This is a genomic window from Pedobacter sp. V48 (assembly GCF_000523515.1).
Classification (GTDB): domain Bacteria; phylum Bacteroidota; class Bacteroidia; order Sphingobacteriales; family Sphingobacteriaceae; genus Pedobacter.
In genome coordinates, this window is record NZ_AWRU01000006.1 from 609,689 (window position 1) to 634,210 (window position 24,522).

A 24,522-nucleotide genomic window follows, 5' to 3' on the forward strand; every position below is an offset into this window, starting at 1 on the left:
ACTAGAATCATGAATACTAAAAATAAAACACTCCTATTTTTATTGCTGATCAGTTCATCGCTGCTCTCTTGCAAGAAATATTTAGAAGTTTCACCATACGATACCATACCTGATGAAACTACGATCTATGATAGATCATCAGCAGAAGCTGCCGTAAGAGGAGCTTACCGCGGATTGGCAAGTCTTAATTATGGAAGCGCTTTCCAGAATACAATACTTCAGTCAGGTGGAGACATTAAATCACTAAACAATGCGCAAACGGATTTGAATGTAATCAATTATGATCTGCGGTCAGATATTGCATTCTTATCAACCTATTGGGGAAACTTCTACAATACCATTAATCGCACCAATCATATTATTGAAAAAGTGCCCTTGGTCACAGATAATAAACTTGGTAATGATCTTAAAAATCAGCTGTTGGGTGAGGCTTACACCATTAGGGCCCTATCTTATTTTGATCTTGCGCGCGTGTTTGGAAATGTGCAGATATTTTTAACACCAACTAATGTGGTGGCTGATAAACTTGGCGTTAAGCAAAGTATTCAGGCTGAAGTGTTTGCTCAGGTGCTTGAAGATTTAAATAAGGCGGAGCCCTTGTTGCCTGCTACTGTTGTGAGGAACAGGATAACCAAGCTTGCAGCAATTGCATTGAGAGCCAGACTTTACCTATATCAGAAAAAATATACTGAGGCCGAAGCTGATATCAATACTGTTTTGGCAAATCCCGGATATAAATTGATTAAACCTTTTAATCTTGCTGCGGGAACTTCAGAGTCTGTATTAGAGCTTTCTTACAGTGTAAATGATGTTAATGCGGGGTATTCTCAATGGAATACCAGTAACAGGGCACTTGAACCAAAAGCAGTAATTCACAATCTTTTGAACGATCCTGCTGTTGGTGGCGATCGTAAAATCCTTTCCGTAAAAAATGCTGCAGGACAATTTATAGGTGGTATTTATCCCACTAACACTTCTGCTGGATACATTATCAGAACGGCAGAATTATTTCTTAACAGGGCTGAAGCACGTGTACTTAAAACAGTACCTGATTTAAGCGGAGCAATTGCAGATATAAATGCGGTAAGGGTTAGGTCTAATGTTCCTGAAATAAGCACAAGTCTTAATAAGGATGAAGTCTTGTTGGCTATAGAAAATGAAAGGCGTGTAGAGTTTGCCCTGGAACCTTTCAGGTGGTTTGATTTGGTCAGAACAGGTAGAGCTTCTGCGGTATTGAACCTGAACGATCCTAATAAGTACATTTTTCCAATACCGGCAGGAGAGATCATTGCTGATCCATCACTTGTTCAGAATCCGGGTTACGGCAGAAATTAAAATTTTAACATCATTAAAATATATTTGTTATGAGCAAAATAACAACCAACACAAATAAGGAATCACGGGAGTGGAAGCCCTGGGAAAAGAATTTGTTTAGGTTCTTCTTTATCTTCCTGGTGATCCAGATCATTCCGATCGATTGGAAATTTTACAAAGAACTATTCTCTATCAATTGGCTTCACCTGCATTTCCACGATCTGTTTAAGTTAACTAAGTATCAAGCTCAATTTTTTTCTGATAATCAAATTGCCGAATGGGGTATAGGAGGTTTTGCAAACTGGGTAGTATTTATAATTATTGCCGCTATAGGCGCTGTGATTTGGAGTAAAACAGATGCCAACAGAAAGGAATATACCAAGCTATACTACTGGTTAAGGGTATTGGTGAGATATCGCCTTGCGTTTGTACTGGTTACTTATGGCTTTATCAAATTTTTTCCGTTGCAGATGCCTTATCCTTCGTTAAGTAATCTGCTGACTAATTATGGAGATTACTTTGCCTGGAAAATCTATTTCCAAACGGTAGGTATAGCACCTAAGTATGAATCTTTTTTGGGTTTTGTTGAAATACTTGCTGCCTTCTTGCTTTTTAACAGGAGGACTGTCACGTTTGGTGTAGGACTAATATTCGGTTTTTTAGGGAATGTGGCGGTAGCAAACGGATTTTATGATATAGGTGAGCAGGCGCTAAGTACTTTTATTGTGCTCTTAGCAACTTTCTTATTTGTATACGACATTCCCAGACTATATGATCTGCTCATTAAAGAAACACCGGCTTATGCCAATAAATTTATCCCAAAATTTACTGACAGTCGCTTAAGAAATGCACGGAAAGGATTAAAAATAGCGTTTGTGGCCTTTGTTGTACTCTTTGCATATAAGGCTTATGATAATTACACAAATGATCCTTATAAAATACCTCATACACCAGGGTTAAGTAAAGCATTTGGGTATTATAATGTAAAGGAGTTTGTATTAAATAAAGACACTATACCATACTCTAAAACTGACCCTAACAGATGGCAGGATGTGGTTTTCGAAAAATGGTCGACTTTAACGATCAAAGTGAATCGCCCGGTTAAGATAGACTTGTCGAGTGGCGAAGAAGTTCATGAAAAAGATATTGATAGAAACTATGAACTGGCGGGATATGCAGGTCGCCACTATTTCTACTATGATGCCGATACTGTAAACCATACGCTTTCATTGCAGAATAAGAACAAAAATCAACGGAATGAAAAGCTTCAGCTCAAGTATGAGCGGCCAAATGATTCAACAATAGTACTGTCGGGTATTAACGAAAACAGAGATTCGATACATGTGGTTCTTGCCAAAATAAATAAGAAGTATATGATGTTCGAAGGTCGCCGTAAACCTGTAAAAATCTAGTTATCACTTAAAAGAAATTAAAATGTCCACATTAGAGATAAACCTGGATGCTCCTGCAGAAACAGCAGCAGTAGACAAACAAGAACAGGAAGTAATTAAAGAATCGCCTAAAACAGGTAAATGGAAGAACTATCAGAAAATAGCATTTCGGATAGGCTTTTTGTATATGCTTTTCTTGTGTATTCCCACTTATCCAAAGTTTTATGAGGAGCTTTTCGCTTTAAAGTTTTCAAAGATTACCTATCATGATTTTCAAGCCATAGTCGCATTCTGGCCTCCACAGATTGTAACTATTGAATCAGAAGAAGGGGTGTTTGGGCTACTAAACTATATTAACTTGATTCTGCTATTTGCAGGGTCTGTTGTTGGAGGATTGATCTGGACTGCTCTTGATCAAAAATCCACAGAATATAGTAAGCTTTATTATTGGATAAGGGTACTTGCTCGCTATCGCCTGGCTTATGGTATGATTGGATGGGGATTAAAGAAAGCTTTTCCGATGCAAATGGTTTTTCCTACAGTTGGGATGCTAAATACGCCATTTATTGATATGGCAGAGAAGAAGTTATACTGGTCGCACGTTGGTGTTTCTTTCTGGTATACTGTATTTCTTGGATTTGCCGAAATCCTTCCCGGACTGTTGTTGTTAAATAGAAAAACTTCTCCTTTGGGAGCGGCACTAGCGGCTGTGGTAACGTTTAACATCTGTATTGCCAACCATGCTTATGACGCTGGTGTAGCAGTTCCCGCGGCTTATTTTGCCATTATTGGTATATTTATAGTGTGGTACGATTTACCTAAAATCTGGAACCTGCTGGTAAATGAAAAAGATATTCTGCCTTATCGATATCAGCCAGTTATCTCTGAAAAATGGCAGCGCAATCTCGCCGCAGGTGTAAAATGGACTTTTAATTTCTTGTTTGTTCCGGTTGCAGCTGGTTTGTGGGCATATGGTTTTTTTAACGGAAACAATTATAACATCCCCAGCACTCCAGGATTAGCGGGAGCAAAAGGCTATTATAACGTAACAGAATACAGGTTAAATAACAAGGTAGTTCCTTTTACTCCTCAAGACTCCATACGCTGGCAGGATGCAACATTTGAAGGTTGGTCGTCATTAAGCTATAAAACCAATCGTGGTGCAATTGCCGACCGCATGATCGGTTATTCTCCACTCCGAGTAAAGAATGATAAAAAGAATAACAGACTTAATCAGGTAAATACTCAAGATTCTGATCAATTAGACAAGCTAAAGAAAAACCGTGACCTTGGAGTAACAAGATGGGAAGTCGGTGGTATGGCCGGTGAACGCAGGTACTTTTTCTATAAGGCAGATACAGTAAACCATATCCTTTATTTGCAGAATAAAAACAAGAATCATAAAGAAGAAACACAAGTTTTACACTACAGCAGGCCTACGGCAAATAGAATTATTCTTAATGGAATTAATGAATTTAGAGATTCTATTTACGTAGTCTTAGACAGATCTGATAAAAAGTATCCCTTAGTTGAAGGCCGATATAGTTCGGTAAGGGAGTATAAACCTTAAATTCAATGAATAATAAAATAATTATAGCTGGTGGAACAGGTTTTTTAGGATCTGCAATAATAAAAGCTTTTCCTGATAATGAAATTGTTGTGCTGACCAGAACGATAAGGAAAGATGAACAGAATATCAGATATGTACTTTGGGATGCCAAAAACATAGGCAATTGGACCCAGGAACTGGAAGGTTGCAAGGCAATAATTAATCTGGTAGGGCGATCTGTAAACTGCCGTTACACAAATGTTAATAAACAGGAAATCATTAACTCGAGGGTGGATGCAACATTAAATATTGGAAAGGCAATAGGAGAATTGAACAAACCACCTGAGGTATGGATTAATGCGGGTTCTGCAGCTATTTTTGGAAATTCTGGCGATGAAGTGAAAGTTGAAGATTCAGTTACAGGAAATGGTTTTTCTCCTGAAGTCTGCAAGGCCTGGGAGAAAGCTTTTACTAAATATGATACTCCAAAAACACGAAAAGTATTTTTAAGAATAGGGATGGTTTTGCAACAAAATGGTGGCATTTTAAAACCATTCCTGAATATGGCTAAGTTTGGACTAGGCGGCAAAATAGGTAAAGGTAACCAATACATGACCTGGATACACGAGCAGGATTTCACGGATCTGATAAGATATACAATCCTAGACGCTGATTTTAAAGGAATTGTTCATGCAGCCAGCCCTTTTCCGGTAACTAATAAAGAATTTATGAAAACCATCAGACAGTCTATTAACATTCCATTTGGGTTACCCAACCCTGCTATATTTATAAAAATAGGTGCTGTTTTTATCGGCACAGAGGCAGAACTTGTTCTTTCAGGAAGAAGAGTGGTATCGTCAGTTTTGGAAAAGAATGGATTTAAATTCAAATATCCCTACCTTCACGATGCAATAATAAGGTTGTTAAACGAAAATAAATTATCATTAAGTAAGAAATAAATTATAGTGGGAAAACCAGATTTTGATGCAGTAGTGGTTGGTTCAGGACCAAATGGTTTAGCAGCTGCCATAGCATTACAACAGGAAGGCCTGTCGGTATTGATTATAGAGGGAAAGAATGAGATAGGAGGCGGATTGAGGTCTGCCGAGTTTACCTTGCCTGGCTTTGTACATGATGTTTGTTCCGCTATTCATCCTCTTGCAATTGGCTCGCCATTTTTTAATACGCTCCCGCTACAGGATTATGGATTGTTTTATACATTTCCAGATCTCGCTGCTGCTCATCCATTTGATGACGGTACGGCGGCCGTCCTGGGTAGTTCTATTGAAGAAACCGCAAGATTGCTTGGCGATGATGAGCAAGCCTATCTTAAATTATTAAAGCCACTAGTTAACGACTGGCCGGATATAGCAGCTGATGTTCTGGGGCCTTTGCATTTTCCTAAACACCCTATTGCTATGGCTAAATTTGGATTAAATGCACTTAAATCAGCCACTTTCCTGGCCAAAAGGTTTAAAACTAAAGCTGCAAGGGGATTATGGGCTGGAATGGCAGCACACTCCCTTCAACCCCTCTCTAACTTAACCACATCGGCAATAGGACTAGTATTAATGGCTGCGGCACATCTAAAAGGATGGCCTATTCCCGTAGGGGGATCTAAAGAAATCGCAAATGCATTGTCGTCTTATTTTGTTGCTTTAGGGGGTAAAATCGAAACCGGACGTTTTATAAAATCTTTAGACGAATTGCCTTCTTCCAGAACAGTATTATTTGATGTAACACCTAAGCAATTGCTGCAAATAGCTGGTCATAAGTTTTCTTCCATTTATAAATGGCAATTAGAAAGATATCGCTATGGAATGGGTGTTTTTAAAGTGGATTGGGCTTTAGATGAAGCTATTCCCTTTACTGCAAAAGAGGCACGCCGCGCAGGAACAGTGCATATTGGTAATACATTGGAAGAAATTGCCTTATCTGAAAAGCTTAGCTGGCAGGGCAAACATGCCGACAAACCTTTTGTATTACTTGCGCAGCAAAGTTTATTTGATACATCGAGGGCTCCGGAAGGGAAACATACAGCATGGGCTTACTGTCATGTGCCAAATGGATCGCTAACAGATATGACTGAAACTATTGAAAAACAAATAGAGCGCTTTGCCCCTGGTTTCAGAGATAGAATATTAGCCAAACACACCATGAACACTGCACAAGTGGAGGCTTACAATCCAAATTATATAGGAGGAGATATTAACGGTGGCGTAATTGACCTTGGACAGATTTTTACAAGACCGGCTTTACGCAGTTCACCTTATCGAACTTCTGCAAAGGGTCTATATCTGTGCTCCTCGTCAACTCCCCCAGGAGGAGGGGTACATGGAATGTGTGGTTATCATGCTGCAAAACGCGCTTTAAAAGACATTTTTTCCATCTCAATTTAAAACAAAACAAACACAATACACAAATCAAACTAAATTCAAATGTCAGAAACTAAAAAACTAAACATTCATGAAGATTGGGTAGTAGTTATCCTTGGGGCCCTAACAATTATTTTAACACTTTCCGGACTGCTATTGCCCGTTCCCGTATTTAACTGGTCCAGCATTGCTGATCTTACCTCATCAGTACTAACTGCTTCAAACCTGGGGTACATTGGATTGCAATTTATATTGGTAATCATCATAGCAGCATTAGGTTCTTTTTTAACAGGTAAATCTGTTAAAAGTGCCGTGCTAACTTTTCCCTCTGTATACGTATTAACCATGATAGCGCTTGTGCTTGCAGGTAACAGCCAGGTTAAAGCATTAAATCTGGAAGCGGTAATTTTTAGTCTGGCTATTGGTTTAGCAATCAGTAACTTTTTTAAACTACCGGAATGGTTTAAATCAGCTTTATCTACTGAGCTATTTGTTAAAATAGGATTAGTGCTATTAGGTACAAGTGTAATCTTTTCAGATGTATTAAAGGCGGGCTCTCTGGGCTTAATCCAAGCCTTGGTCGTAGTGCTTTCTGTTTGGTATTTCGCATTTTGGCTGTGTAAAAAAATGAAGATAGACGACGAGCTAACCATGATGATTTCAAGTGCAGTTTCTATTTGCGGCGTATCAGCAGCAATAGCAACATCAGGGGCCATTAAAGGGGATTCAAAAAAACTATCTTATGTGATATCTATGGTGCTTATTACAGCAATACCAATGATGATCTTTATGCCATATATCGCGGCGTACTTTCATTTTCCACAGGCAGTTACAGGAGCATGGTTAGGTGGTAGTATAGACACAACCGGAGCAGTAGTTGCATCAGGGTCTTTGGTAGGAGAGGAAGCGCTAAAAATCAGTACTATTGTTAAGTTCTCGCAGAACGTATTGTTAGGGATTGCAGCATTTGCAATTTCAGTATACTGGACTTACACACAACATCCTGCCGGAAAAGATAAAGAAAGCAAACCGACGCTTAAGGTGATTTGGGAGCGTTTCCCTAAATTCGTAATCGGCTTTATTGCAGCCTCATTATTATTTTCTTTCTTCATTACACCGGAGGTAAATGCAGAGGTTAAAGGTAGCTTAAAGAACTTACAGGGGCTTTGGTTTGTACTGGCCTTTACCAGTATCGGATTAGAAACCAACTTTGCAGATCTGTTCGGTAAAAACAGTAAAAAACCTTTCTATGCCTTTTTAATTGCTCAAGGTTTCAATATTATCATTACTTTAATTATTGCATTTATACTTTTTAGGTAGTACAGAAGGATATTATTGCTGAAGGTGTATCATAAATTTATGATACACCTTCACTACTAACCAGGTGTTTTGATCCTGCATATTCAGATGGGGTCATTCCAAACTGTTTAACAAAACATCTTCCAAATTGCGCTTGCGAGCTAAACCCTGTCATAGAAGCAATTTTTAATATTTTGTAGTTTCCTTCAACTAACAATTCTGCTGCTTTTTTGAGCCTTGTTATATTAATCAGTTCATGTGGCGAAAGATTAGAGATCGCCTTTATCTTTCTGTATAGTGTTGGTCTGCTCATGTTCATGGCATCTGCCAGCAGATCTACATCCAGAGATTTATTGTCAATGTTTTTATTTATAATTTCATTTAATTTTTCAAGAAATGCTTCGTCTGCCTTATTGTAAGCCATACTTTTAATATGCACCAAAGGAGAGCTGGCAAAGTAATTCTTAATCTTATCACGACTTGCAAGCAGATTTGAAATCTGGGTAAGCAAATGATCCGGAGAAAATGGTTTTTCCAGATAAGCATCAGCACCAACTTCCAGACCTTCTATTTTAGATTGCAGTGTGTTTTTAGCTGTTAACAGGATAATCGGGATGTGTGTGTATTCAAGATTATCTTTAACGGCCTTACACAATTCATAACCATCCATTACGGGCATCATAATGTCACTGATAATTAAATGAATACTTTTTTGTTTTAAAACATCCAACGCTTCCTCTCCGTTGCCAGTCTGGATTACCTGAAAATCTTTAATCAATTTATCTGTTATAAATTCCCTGATCTCAATATTGTCTTCAACCAGTAAAATAACCGGCGATTCTATGTTTTTATTCTCATGGAGAACCTCTCTAGCTACTTGTAATTCATCCGATAAGTCGTCATTTATTTTAAATTCCCTTTCATGATGTTTAGGTAAAACAAGAGAAAATACATTCCAAATACCATCGTCAGTTCTGAGCTGCAATGTTCCTTCATGTAGTTCTGCCAGTGAGCGCGCTAATGGTAAACCTATTCCTGTGCCCCTCTGATTTTTATTGCTTTCCATTCTATAGAATGGCTCAAAGATTTTTTTGTGCATGTTAATTGGAATAAGATCTCCATCGCTTTTTACTTGGATATCAAAATTATCCAGATCGGAATTTAAAATAATAGCAATCTGCCCAGAAGCATATTTAACTGCGTTGTCAATCAAATTACTTAGTATTTTATTTAACGCTTCAGGGTCTGCATATGCATAAAGTGGTTTCTCTGGTAGGTTAACGCTCAACCTAAGCCCTTTTTGTTCCATCGCAGACTTATACCTTAGGCAATTTTCTTCCAATAACTTACTTACATTAATGTTTACAAAATTGAGGTTAAACCCTTTAATCTCTGTTTTTCTGAAGTCGAGTAATTGATCCGTTAACTCAATAAGCCGATTGGTATTCTTCTTCATGATCACCAGGTTGTCTGTAATAGCAGGTATCTCTTCGGCTTTTTTCATTACCTCCTCTAATGGTCCTTTAATCAAAGTTAGCGGAGTGCGAATCTCATGGGTAACATAAGTGAAGAATTCAATCTTAGCGTGGTATAATTCTTTTTCTTTTTTCGATTCCCACAATTCAATTTTGCGTTTATTTTTGTTGCTGATGCGTTGATGGTAATAACGGATCGCATAATATATCGCCACTGCAATTACTAGGGCATAAAATAAAAAGGCAAACGGACTGGCCCATATCGGCGGTTTTATAATGATCTTTAGCTCGGTAACTTTGTTGCTCCACACACCGCTACTGTTTGCTGCCTTTAACTTGAATACATAGGTGCCCGGAAACAAGTTTGTGAAATATACCTTTCTGTTGGTTTTTAAATAAGTCCAGCTTTTATCCAACCCTTCCATTTTAAAGGTATATTCAGTCATTTCGGGTGCTGTATACCCCAAAGCGGCAAAGTCTATACTAAAGGTCGATTGGTCATGAGCCAGTTCAATCTCGTTTGTAAAATTGATGGAGCGGATTAAAGGAGAATTCTTCTTATTAATCTCTATCTCTTTATTATAAACCTGAAAGCCGGTAATATAAACCGGCGAGACAAATTTATTCTGCCTGAACTGATCCGGCAAGTAGCTAATCAATCCTTTTACACTGCCAAAATACATCCTGCCATTCGTATCTTTAAATGCAGAGCTGTAATTAAATTGATCACTAAGAAGCCCATTTGCCTTCGTGTATGATTTAATTCGATTGGTTGCAGGGTTAAAGCATACCAGGCCTCTAGAGGTACTTATCCACAGATTATTATTCTTGTCTTCCAGAATTTTGTAGAATACATTACTCAAAAAACCGCTTTTGCTGTTATACCTCTTAAAGGCTCTTTCCTTCTCGTTAAACTGATTTAAGCCATTTTCGGTTGCCACCCACAATCCTCCCTTTGCATCTACAAACGTGCTGTTTATGGCATTAGAACTTAAGCTTTTTCTGTTGTTTTCTTCGTATTTGTAATAGCCAGATGTTCTGTTGGTCGGATTATAAAAGTATAAGCCATCTCGTAAAGAACTCGCCCAAATTGTACCATGGTTATCTTCAATCAAATTTGAATAATGCAGGTTGCCCGGTACCTCATTTAACAAAGTGAAATCATTGCCAGCTCTATTGTAGCGGTACAAACCAAATGATGTGCCCACAAGAATTTCACCCGACCGGGTTTTAAGCAGGCTTTCAATAAAATTGCTTTTTAATTCATTTGGGGCTTGCCCGGCACGATAATGCCTGATCACTTTTGATGTTTTTATATCCATTACATCCAGTCCGCGCTCAAAAGTTCCAATCCACAGCTCATCATCCACAACGAGTAACCCGTGAATGTTTGTGTGAGATATGCTTGACTTATCTCCGGTAGGCTTAAAATGCTCAAAAACACCTGTTCGATGGTTCAATTTATTTAGACCCCCATCTTCAGTACCTATCCAGATATTACCTTCTTTGTCATTACAAATCTCTCTGACCGCATATCCGCTTAAACTGTTGCCTCCACCCTGAGGGAAGAATTTGTCGAACGACGTGTATTGATTTGGATAATAGTTTACCCCTCCAAAATATGTTCCTGCCCATATTCCTCCTTCTTTATCCCGGGCTAATGTATATACCGCGTTATCCGAAATTGAATATGGGTCGTTAAATTTATTGCGCAGGTTGGTGTATTTGCCTGTTTTTATGTTGTAAAGGAACAGACCAGATTCTGTAGCTATCCAATATTCACCGTCATCTTTAGCAATAAAATCTCTTGCATAAATTGGTGTTTGATCAGGGTTGGTAACTAAAATATCCTTGTAAGTAAGGGTGTTGACATCAAATGTTTTTATACCCTGGTTAGATGTCCCAATAAAAAAGAAACCTTTTCCCGTGTCATACAGTTTTTCTATCCAGGACGAGATGGTTGGTTTAGAATTAATAAATACATTATAATTTTCAAACGTATTTTTTTTATCGTCGTATTTCTGAATAAACCCGTCAGTTGTCGAAACCCAAACCTCATCATTTGCAGTAATACTTAAAGATGTAGCTCCTGAGTGTACCCTTGGCTCAAATATGTTTAGCTTTTTAGATTTCTCATTATACCTGCAAAGCGTTAAGCCTGCTATATACCAGATATTACCTTTACTGTCTAGCTTAATATCTCTTATATCCCTGTTTTTTGTAGCTTCAACAAGGTCAAAGCTTTCATTTAGTGGATTGTATTTGTATAGACCGATCAGCGTGCCCACCCAAATGTTCTCATTCTTATCTTCGTACAGGCTGTGTATAAAGTTATTGCCTATGCTTTTAGGATTGTCAGGGTCATTCCTGAAAATTTTAAAGGTATAACCGTCAAACCTGTTTAGACCATCTTTAGTTCCAAACCATAAAAATCCTTTTCTGTCCTGTAAACTGCAGATTACAGAATTATAAGACAAGCCGTTTTCAACCTGATAATGTCTGAAGGTATATGACTGTGCGAATGTTGAAACGACCCCACCAATGAGTATGGATAATATCAATAAAAACTTGTTCAATGCTATTTTATATTGGTTGTTATAAAGATAGGTCGAAAACCCCCAAAAAGGAACATGAATTCCTTATTTCTGCCAATATGCCAAGAATTGAGACAAAATGAACAACGTTTGATCAGTAAGATCAAATGTTAATTCCTCAATTAGCATAACAATTCACCCGGTTACGGAATGGATTGAACCAACCAAATATAAATTGTAAATGAGCATGAAAAAAAAATTACACTTTAGCAAAGAGTTAAAGCTCTGCTTTATTCTTAGTTCATTATTTATCCTCTGTTGCCAGGCAGTATTTGCTCAGAGCAACATAACTGGAACCGTATCAGATAAATCGGGACCATTAATAGGAGTTGGGGTGCAGGTCAAGGGTACATCTGCATCTACCACAACAAGTCAGAATGGTGTTTATACCATTTCAGTGCCCAATGCCGGAAATGCAGTTCTTGTGTTTTCTTATATTGGTTACACTACTCAGGAAGTTCTGGTTAACGGCCGATCAACCGTTAATGTATCTTTAGTTGAATCAGCTTCTGATCTAAGTGAGGTAGTAGTTGTTGGTTATGGAACGCAGAAAAAGAAGGACCTCACAGGTGCTATCTCTATTGTAAAGGCATCAGATGTTCAGAAAAGACAAGGAACTACTGTTGCAGAATCATTACAGGGTTTAGCTACCGGTATCAGAGTAAGGGGCGGTGGACAACCGGGATCGGAAGCCCAGATCCAGATCAGAGGATTGAAGAACTTCGGGGCTAACAATCCGCTGTATGTAATTGATGGCTTGGTTACCAGTGCCAACCGCGATTTTAATCCAGCCGATATTGAATCCATACAAATTCTTAAAGATGCATCTGCGGCAGCCATCTACGGGTCAAGAGCAGCGAATGGCGTAATTATCATTACTACCAAAAGAGGTCTTGATGGTCCTATGAAAATAGAATTTTCAGGAAAAAGTAGTTTGCAAACTATTCCTAGATATGATCTTGCCGAAACAGAAGAGTTTTCGAGATTAAATTTTATGGCTTATGATAATGCCAAAATAAACCGCCAACAGCTGGATCTGAATACAAATACAGATTGGCAGGATGTAGCATTTAGAACAGGAAATGTACAGGATTATAACCTAAGTTTCTCTGGTGGAAGTAAAGATGCTACCTATTTTGTTTCAGGTGGTTATTTTGGAAACAAGGGTACGGTAATCAGTACTGATTTTGACAGACTTAGTTTTAGAGTTAATACAAAAGGTACCAAAGGTATATTTACCATTGGTGAAAATCTGGCAATAAGCAGCTCCAAAAACAACGAGATGTCGGGTAACCCAGTACTTGATGTGGTTCGTATGTTACCTACTATACCAGTTTATGATGCTGGCCATCCTGGAGGGTATGGTTACGGAGACGAAGCCAAAGCCAGAACATTTGGAACCAATCCGCTTGCTATAGCGAACCTTGAGGATCGTATAAATCAAAATTTAAGAATCAGAGGTAATTTATTTGCTGAATTGCAATTACTTAAGCCATTAAAGTTCAGAACTAGTCTTGGATACGAGACCAGCAGAGATCATTATACTTATTTGAAAAAGGACGGATTCTGGACGCTCAATCAAGCTTATGACCCTGCAATACTAAATGAGAATAGGGGAGAGTCATCCACAGTCCTTATAGAAAATACACTTACTTTCAATAAAGAATTTGGTAAACATTCATTAACAGTTATTGGGGGGCAATCTTATCAAAAGGATAATTATGCTATGATATGGGGTACGAAGCGTAATATTTTACAGAACTCTACCACTGGTCACTATTATGATGTTTTAGATCAGGGTAATGAAGCCCTTACCGGCGGTTATAGAAACCGTTCAGATCTGATTTCTTACTTCGGCAGGTTAGAATACAATTATGCCGATAAGTATTTGCTAAATGCAGTTATCAGAACTGATGGTGTTTCCAGGTTTGGTCCTGATTACAAATTTGGTAGTTTCCCATCTGTATCAGGTGCATGGCGTATTAGCAAAGAAGATTTTTTCAAATCATCCTGGATTGATGATCTGAAAATAAGAGCTAACTATGGAACTTTAGGAAGCAGTGATATTGGCGCATATGAATATATGGCTTTTGTTAATACCTTCTCTACAATTCCTATGGGGCCAAACCAAAATCTTCAGTCAGGCTCGACTCAGGTTCAGCTTGCAAACAGAGATTTGCATTGGGAAGAAGTAACTCAGCAAAATTATGGTATTGACGCTGCTTTTCTTCACAACAAACTTTCAATCAGTGCCGAATACTTTATTTCGAAAACAGACGGAGTATTAATCCGCTATCCATTACTTATTTCTACTGGTAATGATGGTGGAAATCCTTTTGTAAACGGGGGGATATTAGGTAACAGAGGTTTTGAGTTTACTGCAACATATGCCGAAAACTCAACGGAATTTAAATACAATGTTACTGCAAACTTAACCACGCTAAATAACAAAGTACTGGGTTTAGGCTATAACAAAAACAAAACTTTTGTTGGCAATACAGTTACCGAGGTTGGCCAGCCAATTGGTATGTGGTATGTACTGCAAACAGATGGTTTATTCCAGAACGCTAATGAAGTTGCCAGTTATAAAAATGCTAGCGGTAAAGTTATTCAGCCTGCCGCTCAACCTGGCGATATTCGTTATAAGGATAATGATGGTGACGGTGAAATCACAAACAAGGATAAAGTAGTTGTTGGAAGTCCATGGGCCGATTATGAGTTGGGTCTAAACATCGGAGCTTCATATAAAGGGTTTGAATTTTCTATGGACTGGTTTGGTTCTTTTGGATCAAAAGTGTTTAACGGGCCAAGAAGTGTAATGGATAATTTCTCAGACAATTCTAACTATCGTGCCGGTGTTCAACCATGGACACCGGAAAATCCTAACACAAGTGTACCCCGTGCTTTTTATAGCAGTACCATCAATGCCAGAGGCGATACCGATCGTTGGCTGGAAAATGGAAGTTTTGCACGTATGAAATACATTGGTATCTCTTATAACATCCCAAATACACTGTTAAAAAGAATAGGATTTAATAATGCCAAGGTGATCCTTTCCGGACAAAATCTGATCACTATCACTAAGTATACAGGCCTTGATCCTGAATTTAGTAACGGAAGTGTTTTTGAAAAAGGATTTGACTTTGGTGCATTCCCTAATTTAAGAACAGTATCTCTTGGTTTAAACTTCGGATTTTAATATTAGAAACATGAAAAAGATAATTTCAAAAATATTAGTGCTTAGTGCACTCGTCCTGATGTTCTCCTGTAAAAAGTCGTTGTTAGATCAGGACAACCCAAATACACTAACAGTTGACCAGTTCTGGAAAACTGAAAGCGATGCCCAAAAGGGAGTAAATGCTGCATATGCCATGTTTTATCAAAATGGCGGATGGAACAGGTGGATCTATTTTAGGCTCGATTTAACTTCTGATGAAGGATGGAGCAATAGTCCTTGGACTGAGCTTGGCGATTGGACTCGTTTCCAGTATATCAATTACAATTTCTGGGAAGGTAATGTAAACACTTACAGAGATACATATAAAGCGATTTTCAGATGTAATCAGGTATTAACCTATGTGCCGGATATTCCTTTTGCTGATGCCAAAAAGAAAGCAGAAATACTTGCACAGGCTAAGTTCCTAAGGGGATTTTATTATTACTACGCGGCGATATTGTGGGAGAACTTTCCTATTGTAACTACCATTCAAACACCAACAGATTTACCTGAACAAAGCTCTTTAGCTCAGGTGTGGGGACAGGTAGAAAAAGACCTTACAGAGGCAAGTGCCGACCTCCCTGAACAGTGGACAGGAAATGAGACAGGCCGTGCTACAAAAGGCGCAGCACAAGCATTATTGGGTAAAGCACTGATGCAGCAACATAAATGGGCCGATGCTAAAACTGCTTTTGACTATCTGGTTACTGGTGCAGGTAAAAATTATTATGATCTTGTTGATTATAAAGATAACTTCAGGGCAGAAAACGAAAATAACAAAGAATCTGTTTTTGAAATTCAATTTTCAGATGTCAATAAGTCTGCAGAAGGAGACGGACCTAGTGCAAATGTGGGTAGTAACCGTGCGCAGTTTTTTGCACCTAGAAGTATAGGATGGTCAGATGGACAAGCCAGATTCTGGTTGGTTAATGAGTTTAAAAAAGAGAAAACTACTGATAACAAAATTGATCCAAGGTTAAGATATACATTATTCTACCCTGGCCTTGAAGCTGATTTTGGCGACAAGACTTATGGCAGAAGTTGGGCGTGGGGTGCCGATGAAGCCTGGTTCAAAAAATACTCACGTGACTATATGCGCAGTAATGAAGATTATTTTAATCAGGTTAACAACAGGGTAATTCGCTTTGCCGATGTTTTACTGATGTATGCAGAAGCATTGAATGAGCTTGGGCAAACAGCCGATGCTTATCAATACGTAAACCGTGTACGCAGCAGGGTAAATATGGCTGGCCTGGCTACTGCTTACCCTGCAATTGGCAACAATAAAGACCTGTTCAGAGAGCGATTGAAGGTGGAAAGAAGCTTAGAGCTTTGTGGTGAAAGTGTTAGATGGGCCGATTTAAAAAGATGGGGCGATCTTGACAACAAAGCGAATGTAGATAAAGTTGCATTACGCGATCCTGACTTTAAGAACTTCGTTGTAGGAAAACACATCAGACTGCCATTGCCACAGGTCGAAGTAGACAATAACACTAATCTTTCACAGAACCCCAATTATTAATTCAGAAACTATGTTTTTAAGAAGTGTAACCGTTATTCTGCTATTGCAAGCTATAGTTGGTTGTAGCAAGAGCCAGAAAAAATCTGTGCCTGATAAAGACAAGCCTGCGCCTGCTATAACCACATTCACAAATCCCTTGCTTAGCAGTGGACCGGATCCATGGGTTATCCGAAAGGATGGGTATTACTATTATATGAATACCCAGGGAACCCAGGTTTCTATACGTAAAACAAAAGCCCTTTCGCAGTTAAACAGGGCGGAGGTTACGGTGGCTTATAAGGCCCCTGCATCAGGTGCAGATTCGAAGAATATATGGGCACCAGAACTACATTTTCTGAACAACAAATGGTACATCTATTATACCGCCGGATCGTCCGGAGATTTATCTACCCAGCGCATGTTTGTTCTCGAAAACAGTAATACCGATCCTACAAAAGGCACCTGGATAGTAAAGGGACAGATAAGGGATAACAATGCTGATTTTTTTGCCATTGATGCTACGGTGTTCTCTAACAATGGTAAAAATTACATTATCTGGAGCGGACATATCTCAGCAACTGATAATACCCAGCGGTTATATATTGCACAGTTAGCCGATCAACCATGGAAGATGGCTACAGCAAGAGCAGAGATTTCTACTCCAACCTACGACTGGGAAAAGATAGGTTTACCTCATGTAAATGAAGGGCCCGAAATTCTAACCAACAAGAATGGCAGAACCTTTCTGATATTTTCGGCCAGTGGTTGCTGGACAGATGATTATTCCTTGGGTATGATCAGTTTAAAAGAGAATGGCGATCCGCTGAAGCCGGCAGATTGGACCAAAACAGATAAACCGGTGTTTACTAAGAAACCGGAAAGCGGAGCTTACGGACCGGGCCATAATAGCTTTTTTAAATCACCCGATGGAACGGAAGACTGGATTCTCTACCATGCTAATCCCAGAGCGGGGTTAGCATGTTCTAACGACCGTAGTCCAAGGATGCAGAAGTTTAGCTGGAATGCCGATGGAACACCAAATTTTGGTGAACCTGTAAAGATCGATACGCCAATCCTAAAACCTTCAGGTGAATGAAAGTAGCTGTCCAAATCTGTACTATAGCACAGTTCTGCGCACTGTTGTCTTATGGCTGCGGTAAAAAGAACGAAACGGTTGGTGTTCCGCAAAAGCCATCTGTTAAAAGCCATATCGAATGGGATTATAATACCTTAAAAAAAGTTTCATCATCTGATGCAGGCGAAAGGTATTGCGGATATGCCAGGATGATTCAATTGCAAGATCAATCGCTGTTAGCCATATATGAGGCCGATGGAAATATTGTTACTGTTAAAAGTGCCGATCTGGGAGCTACCTGGTCGGCACCTGTTTCAGTTGCCCAACGTGCCAATGGCACAAATATGTCTGTCCCGGATATATTGGAATTAAAAGATCATTCTTTGCTGGCTTGCTATAATCCAAGACCATATGATATTTCGCCTTCCAGAAAATTCGGTATCCGCACCAAGAAAAGCTATGATGGCGGACTAACTTGGAAAGACGAGAAGCTGCTTTATGAAGCAGGATATGAATTTAAGAATGGATGTTGGGAGCCATCAGCTGTGCAACTGCCCAATGGAGAGATTCAGTTATACTTTGCAAATGAAGGAGACTATCTAAATTCCGATGAGCAGAATATCTCCATGCTACGTTCCAGTGATAACGGAAAAACATGGACTGAAAAACCTCAAATTGTAAGTTTCAGAACAGGGAAACGAGATGGCATGCCGGTGCCCTTATTGCTTAATAATGGAAAAGAAACTGTATTTGCTATAGAAGACAACGGATTTGATACTTTTAAACCTTATATCATCAGAAATACTTTAAAAGACAATTGGGCAAACACTGTAGATGCTGGCAGCCCCAACCGAAGCTATGCGCTGGCAGATAAAATTGCCGATAATATCTATGCAGGCGCGCCTTATTTAAGGCAATTAAAAACCGGAGAAACCATACTTTCCTATCAAGGTACCGAAGGCCGTACCAATAAAATGGAATTTGCAGACATGAAGGTGGTTATTGGAGATGATCAAGCCCGTAATTTTAATAGAAAATCTACACCATTCATAATCCCGGCAAACAAATCGTGCTTATGGAGTAGTGTAGCTATTTTAAACGACAATACTATTGTTGCGGTAACCAGCACAAATGCCTATTCTAACCATTCTGAAATCTGGATGATCAAAGGACGTTTGGTGCAAGACCCGATAGCACTTGCCGATCCTACTATATTTCTGGATAACGACAAGTATTACTTGTATGGCACGAGTAGTGATATGGGCTTTGAGGTATATGAATCATCGGATTTAAAGAACTGGAAAGGTCCTGTAGGTAAAAACAAGGGTTTCGCTCTTGTAAAGGGAGAATCTTTTGGGAGTAAAGGCTTTTGGGCTCCGCAGGTTTTTAAACATAAAAATGCTTATTACATGGCCTACACCGCTGATGAACAGATTGCAATAGCAAAAAGTGATAGCCCACTGGGGCCTTTTAAGCAGGAGCAAATAAAGTCGCTATCGGGTATTGGTAAACAGATAGATCCCTTTGTGTATTTTGATACCGATGGTAAAACCTATATGTACCATGTAAAGCTCAAAGAAGGCAACAGGATTTTTGTTTCTGAGATGAAACCTGATCTTTCTGATGTATTGCAGGAAACTACCAAGGAGTGTATCAGTGGCGTACTTGCATGGGAAAACACAGAGAAAACAGATTGGCCGGTTACCGAAGGGCCAACGGTAATAAAACATAAGAATTTGTATTACCTGATCTATTCTGCAAACGATTTTCGCAATAAGGATTACGCAGTAGGTTATGCCACTTCAACTTCGCCTATGGGCCCATGGAAAAAATATGCAGGCAGCCCGATCATAAGCAGAGAGAAATTAAAGCAAAACGGAACAGGACATGGCGATTTGTTTACCGATAAATCGGGAAATTACAAATATGTAATGCATACTCACCATTCTGCTACAAAAGTCTCGCCGCGGTCAACCGGAATTATAGATGTAAAGTTTGCCAGAGGCGATGAAGCTGATGTGCTACAAGCCGATGAATCGACATTTAAACTTCTTTTTACTGATGCTGAAACCAAATAAAAACACCACATTTAATAAACATACAGAATGAACAAATCACTAAATTATAACTAGAACCTTTTAAAATGAGAAATCTAAGAACCTATTATCTAGCACTATGCTTGCTTGGGCTCACGTTTCAGTCGTGCGTACAAAAACCTGCAGATCAAACATCACAAACAGAACAAAAGCCAAGAGAAATATGGACTGTAGAACAGGCCAACAAATGGTACGAGCAATGGGGCTGGTTAAGAGGCAGCGACTTTATACCAAGTACTGCAATCAATCAATTAGAAATGTGGCAAAAGGAAACTTTTGACCCGACAACTATTGATAAGGAATTAGGTTATGCTGAAGGAATTGGAATGAACTCAATGCGTGTTTACCTGCACCATGCTGCCTGGCAACAAGATAAAGATGGCTTTAAAGGAAGGGTAAAACAGTATCTGGATATCGCCGATAAGCACCACATCTCTACCTTGTTTGTGCTATTTGATGATTGCTGGAACCCAACTTTTAAAACCGGAAAACAACCGGAACCAAAAATTGGTATTCACAATTCCGGTTGGGTAAGAGACCCGGGAGATTTATATTATCAGGACTCTACGCTTGTAGATACGCTTGAAACGTATGTTAAAGATGTATTGACAACGTTTAAAGACGATAAACGCATTGTACTTTGGGATCTTTATAATGAGCCTGGAAATTCAAACTATGGAAACAAAAGCATGGATTTGCTTAAAAAAGTATTTGAATGGGGTCGCACGGTTAACCCTAGTCAGCCACTTTCTGTAGGAGTATGGAAATTAGATTTGAAAGAACTTTCAGATTATCAGATTCAGAATTCTGATGTAACCACTTATCATAATTATGGCGATGTAAAGGATCACCAAAAATGGATTGATACACTTAGAAGTGTTTCTAAACGCCCACTTATCTGTACTGAATATATGGCAAGATCGAGAAACAGCTTATTCAGTAACATTATGCCTATCCTTAAAAAAGAAAATATTGGTGCTTACAATTGGGGCTTAGTTGCAGGAAAAACCAATACTATTTATGCATGGGATAGCCCAATGCCTGATGGAAAAGAACCTAAACTATGGTTTCATGATATTTTCAGAAAAGACGGAAGCCCATATAAAAAAGCAGAGATCGATTCTATAAAAATGCTTACTGGAAAACAGTAAGCGCTTATTAAAATTTAGTTACCATGGTCGTCATTCCCTTTGGTTATCCAAAGGAGATGACGACCTTTAAGCTACCTCTTGTTGGGCTTAATCAAGGCAGATTAATGATTTGGAGCAGATTGCTTCGGAAAACACGCATTTTTCCCCAAACCAGTCTCGAGCCAGGGTTAACGCAGGCCATACCGAGCTCGATAAAAGGACCATTGTTGATCAGAAAATAAATACACTTATAAAGCAAATAAATGCACTTATAAAGCATAAATTATTGTATGTTCATTGATGAAAATCAACATGTTTTGTAAATGGTTCCATTTGACATCGATAATCAAACTTTAAACGATCTGGAGATATTTGAAAAAGCCACAAGTGAAAAGTGCATTTTCTCGTTTTTCGACTTCAGCTCAACAATAGGAGGGAAAGAGAAGTTAAGGAGCCTTTTTAATCATCCTCAAACTGATATTCAGATAATTGAAGAGAGAAAAAATCTTATTCAATATCTGTTGAAGTATAATAAAACTATAACCTTCGATAAGGAAGCACTTGATTTCATTGAATTTTACTTCCGTCAAAATGATAAACCCAATCGGCCGAGAGCTTTAGATATTATAGGGATTACTTCCAGATTTTTCTTTAAGAACAGTCAGCAACAGTATTTAAGACAACGCGGGGCTCAGGAAGTATTAAAGCTGATCCATTTATTATATGATTTTTGTAGCGAATTAGTTATTGAGAACGCTCCTGAACTACTAAAATTACTCCACAATAAAGTTCATGGAATTATAGACAGGCAGCCCGGCATTAAGCACCATAATCAATTAAGACCTGGCGCTTTTAAACTTTTGGATTTAGAGAAATATGATTTTATAATCAGAAATTCAGAGGTTACAGAAATTAAGGAACTTCTGGAAATTTGTTATTCGTTAGATGCCTATTTATCCGTTGCAAAATCTGCAAGAACTTACGGTTTGTCATTTCCGGTATTCAATTCTTCAAAGGACAGATCCATTGTCATAAAAGGGGTATTTCATTTATTTGTGAAGCACCCAATACCCAACAACATCGATTTCAGTACTGATAAAAATGTTTGTTTCATTACAGGAGTAAATATGGCAGGGAAATCGACCTTGCTAAAATCTATTGCAATATCCATATATCTGGCCCATTTGGGCTTTCCTGTTCCTGCAGAAAGTATGGAGACAAGCATTTTTGATGGCCTCATTACTACTATCAATCTTTCAGATAATTTGAATCAGGGATATAGCCACTTTTATAATGAGGTGTTAAGGGTAAAGCAAGTTGCACAAAAAGTAACCACATCTAAGAATATGGTGGTTATATTTGATGAGCTGTTTAGAGGAACGAATGTAAAAGATGCCTACGATGCTTCACTTTCCATCATAACAGCGTTTAGCCAGATCAGAGGGAGTTTTTTTGTTATTTCAACACATATTATTGAAGTGGCTAAAGAGCTAAATGATAACAGTAATATTAATTTCCGGTTTTTGGAAACTAGAATAATAGATGGAAAACCCATGTTTACTCATGAGCTGAAAGAAGGTATAACTGATGAACGCATGGGCATGTGGATAATTGAAAATGAGGGGATAATGGAAATATTGAACAATATGACAGATTGTAACAAATAAATGCCCGCCAGATTTAAGTATTTATGGTAATTTTGCAAGCAAGCATCAGGTGGTTATTGCCCGTGCCGGAACAATTAATAACGAAATAACTCGGTGAGTTTAAACAAACGCACCGCTAAATATAAAATAGAAGTGAATATGAAAAGAGTAGTAGTAACAGGTTTAGGTGCTGTAACCCCGGTGGGAAATACAGTAAAAGAATTTTGGGACAATATAGTTGCCGGTAAAAGTGGCGCAGCTAAAATAACAAAATTTGATACCTCAAAATTCAAAACCAACTTTGCTGCTGAAGTGAAAAACTTTGATGCCGAAGCCTATATTGATAAAAAGGAAATCAAAAAATATGATTTGTATACTCAGTTCGCTATTGCAGCCAGCGATCAGGCCATCAAAGACTCAGGATTAGACTTTACAACAATGCCTGAAATTGATCGCTATGAAGTGGGGGTGATTTGGGGATCTGGAAATGGTGGTATTGGTACTTTTGAAGAGCAATTGAAAGAGTATCATCTTGGTGATGGAACGCCTAGATTTAGCCCGTATTTTATCCCTAAAATGATTGTTGATATTGCCGCTGGTGTAATTTCAATACGCAATAAGCTTCATGGCCCAAACTATGCTACTGTTTCGGCCTGCGCATCTTCTAACACTGCAATTATCAGCGCTTTTGATTCTATCCGTTTAGGCAAGGCCAACATTATGGTAGCAGGTGGTTCTGAGGCTGGTATTACTGAATCTTCCGTAGGTGGTTTTAACTCAGCACATGCTTTATCAAAAAGAAACGATGATCCTGAAACTGCTTCGCGTCCGTTTGATGTAGACAGAGATGGTTTTGTGATTGGTGAGGGTGCCGGTGCTTTGATTTTAGAAGAACTGGAGCATGCTCAAAAAAGAGGTGCGCATATCTATGCGGAAATTGTTGGTGGCGGTATGGCAGCTGATGCTTATCACCTTACAGGTACTCCACCGGATGGTTTAGGTGCATCTTTAGGTATTTCTAAGGCACTTGCTGACGCAGGAATAACTCCTGATAAAATTGATTATATCAATGCCCATGCAACTTCTACAGGTTTAGGAGACTCTGGAGAATTGAACGGAATTAAAAAAATATTTGGCGATTTGCCAGTTAAAATTAGTGCAACCAAATCTATGACCGGCCATTTGCTGGGTGGTGCAGGTGCTATTGAAAGTATAATCAGTATTCTTGCCATCAGAGACGGAATTATTCCGGGAACTATCAACACTAAAAATCTTGATCCTGCAATTCCTGAAGGTTTAAATATTGTATTAGGTAAATCTATTCACCAGCCTGTTAATTACGTACTGAACAACACATTTGGTTTCGGTGGTCACACTGCAACTTCTGTGTTTAAAAATTATGAGGCATAGTAAATAATTAATTGTCTTTTACGTAGCGTGGTATTTCCAACTTAACAATAATCGTCTTTCTTGTAAAGACGATTATTGTTAAAATTGTCTTTTTTATGAAGATAGTTTTGTGTATTATGAAAGAGACCTTAAAAGAGGTATTAATTCAAAACCAAGAAAGAAACCTTTCTAAAGGGCTTAGGTCGCGCAACACAGGTATATCATTGGACCTTGAAAAAATACAAGCTATCATTGGTCCCCGGCGTGTAGGTAAAACTTGAGCAATGCAGTTAGCCATTGAAGAATTAAAGAAAACCCGCGGTGTATCGCCAGGACAGATTATCTATTTCAATTTTGAAGATGAGCGTTTAACACGGTGTACATATTCTAATAATGCCAGCTTGGAAATGGATGTTAAACTGTTAACTCTGTACCAAAGCCCGAATTGGACTTTTGTTCTCCTAAAAATAA

14 protein-coding genes are annotated in these 24,522 nt (G+C 38.6%); 13 read left to right on the forward strand and 1 reads right to left on the reverse strand.

Annotated features, from left to right (window positions below):
* The first annotated feature begins 9 nt into the window (after nt 1-9).
* The 6 genes from N824_RS07845 to N824_RS07870 are packed head-to-tail and all read left to right on the forward strand — an operon-like array spanning nt 10 to nt 7,949.
* Nucleotides 10-1,335 carry a RagB/SusD family nutrient uptake outer membrane protein gene (locus N824_RS07845; protein ID WP_048904550.1) on the forward strand — a complete coding sequence of 442 codons (1,326 nt, stop codon included), beginning with the start codon at nt 10-12 and terminating at the stop codon, nt 1,333-1,335.
* 29 nt (nt 1,336-1,364) lie between these two features.
* The gene (locus tag N824_RS07850; protein WP_048904551.1) at nt 1,365-2,726 is read left to right on the forward strand and encodes a hypothetical protein; all 1,362 of its coding nucleotides are present in this window, start codon (nt 1,365-1,367) and stop codon (nt 2,724-2,726) included.
* A gap of 22 nt (nt 2,727-2,748) precedes the next feature.
* Entirely contained in the window at nt 2,749-4,275 is a 1,527-nt protein-coding gene (locus N824_RS07855) for a DoxX family protein (protein ID WP_048904552.1), read from the forward strand.
* Between the two features lie 5 nt (nt 4,276-4,280).
* Nucleotides 4,281-5,213 carry a TIGR01777 family oxidoreductase gene (locus tag N824_RS07860; protein ID WP_048904553.1) on the forward strand — a complete coding sequence of 311 codons (933 nt, stop codon included), beginning with the start codon at nt 4,281-4,283 and terminating at the stop codon, nt 5,211-5,213.
* A gap of 6 nt (nt 5,214-5,219) precedes the next feature.
* Entirely contained in the window at nt 5,220-6,653 is a 1,434-nt protein-coding gene (locus N824_RS07865; protein ID WP_152542016.1) for an NAD(P)/FAD-dependent oxidoreductase, read from the forward strand.
* 39 nt (nt 6,654-6,692) lie between these two features.
* Nucleotides 6,693-7,949, forward strand: a complete 1,257-nt coding sequence (locus N824_RS07870) for a YeiH family protein (protein ID WP_048904555.1) — start codon at nt 6,693-6,695, stop codon at nt 7,947-7,949.
* A gap of 37 nt (nt 7,950-7,986) precedes the next feature.
* Here N824_RS07870 and N824_RS07875 read toward each other — a convergent pair whose 3' ends face one another.
* A complete protein-coding gene (locus N824_RS07875; protein WP_235207023.1) occupies nt 7,987-11,979 on the reverse strand; it encodes a two-component regulator propeller domain-containing protein in 3,993 nt (1,330 codons plus the stop codon).
* A gap of 205 nt (nt 11,980-12,184) precedes the next feature.
* On the opposite strand from N824_RS07875, the gene N824_RS07880 reads away from it, so the two are divergent.
* The 7 genes from N824_RS07880 (at nt 12,185) to fabF (ending at nt 24,072) form a co-directional block, all read left to right on the forward strand.
* Nucleotides 12,185-15,196 carry a TonB-dependent receptor gene (locus N824_RS07880; RefSeq protein WP_048904557.1) on the forward strand — a complete coding sequence of 1,004 codons (3,012 nt, stop codon included), beginning with the start codon at nt 12,185-12,187 and terminating at the stop codon, nt 15,194-15,196.
* A 10-nt stretch (nt 15,197-15,206) separates the two neighbouring features.
* Entirely contained in the window at nt 15,207-16,736 is a 1,530-nt protein-coding gene (locus N824_RS07885) for a RagB/SusD family nutrient uptake outer membrane protein (protein ID WP_048904558.1), read from the forward strand.
* A 10-nt stretch (nt 16,737-16,746) separates the two neighbouring features.
* Nucleotides 16,747-17,811 carry a family 43 glycosylhydrolase gene (locus tag N824_RS07890; RefSeq protein ID WP_052334077.1) on the forward strand — a complete coding sequence of 355 codons (1,065 nt, stop codon included), beginning with the start codon at nt 16,747-16,749 and terminating at the stop codon, nt 17,809-17,811.
* Nucleotides 17,808-19,868 (forward strand): family 43 glycosylhydrolase, encoded by a 2,061-nt coding sequence (locus N824_RS30075; protein WP_152542018.1) that lies wholly within the window; start codon nt 17,808-17,810, stop codon nt 19,866-19,868. Before N824_RS07890 ends, N824_RS30075 begins: the two co-directional genes overlap by 4 nt.
* A gap of 65 nt (nt 19,869-19,933) precedes the next feature.
* Entirely contained in the window at nt 19,934-21,037 is a 1,104-nt protein-coding gene (locus N824_RS07900) for a cellulase family glycosylhydrolase (RefSeq protein WP_084498230.1), read from the forward strand.
* A gap of 302 nt (nt 21,038-21,339) precedes the next feature.
* A complete protein-coding gene (locus N824_RS07905) occupies nt 21,340-22,683 on the forward strand; it encodes a hypothetical protein (RefSeq protein ID WP_048904559.1) in 1,344 nt (447 codons plus the stop codon).
* A 138-nt stretch (nt 22,684-22,821) separates the two neighbouring features.
* Nucleotides 22,822-24,072, forward strand: coding sequence for a beta-ketoacyl-ACP synthase II (gene fabF, locus N824_RS07910; protein WP_048904560.1), 1,251 nt, complete (start codon nt 22,822-22,824; stop codon nt 24,070-24,072).
* The last annotated feature ends 450 nt before the right edge of the window (nt 24,073-24,522 follow it).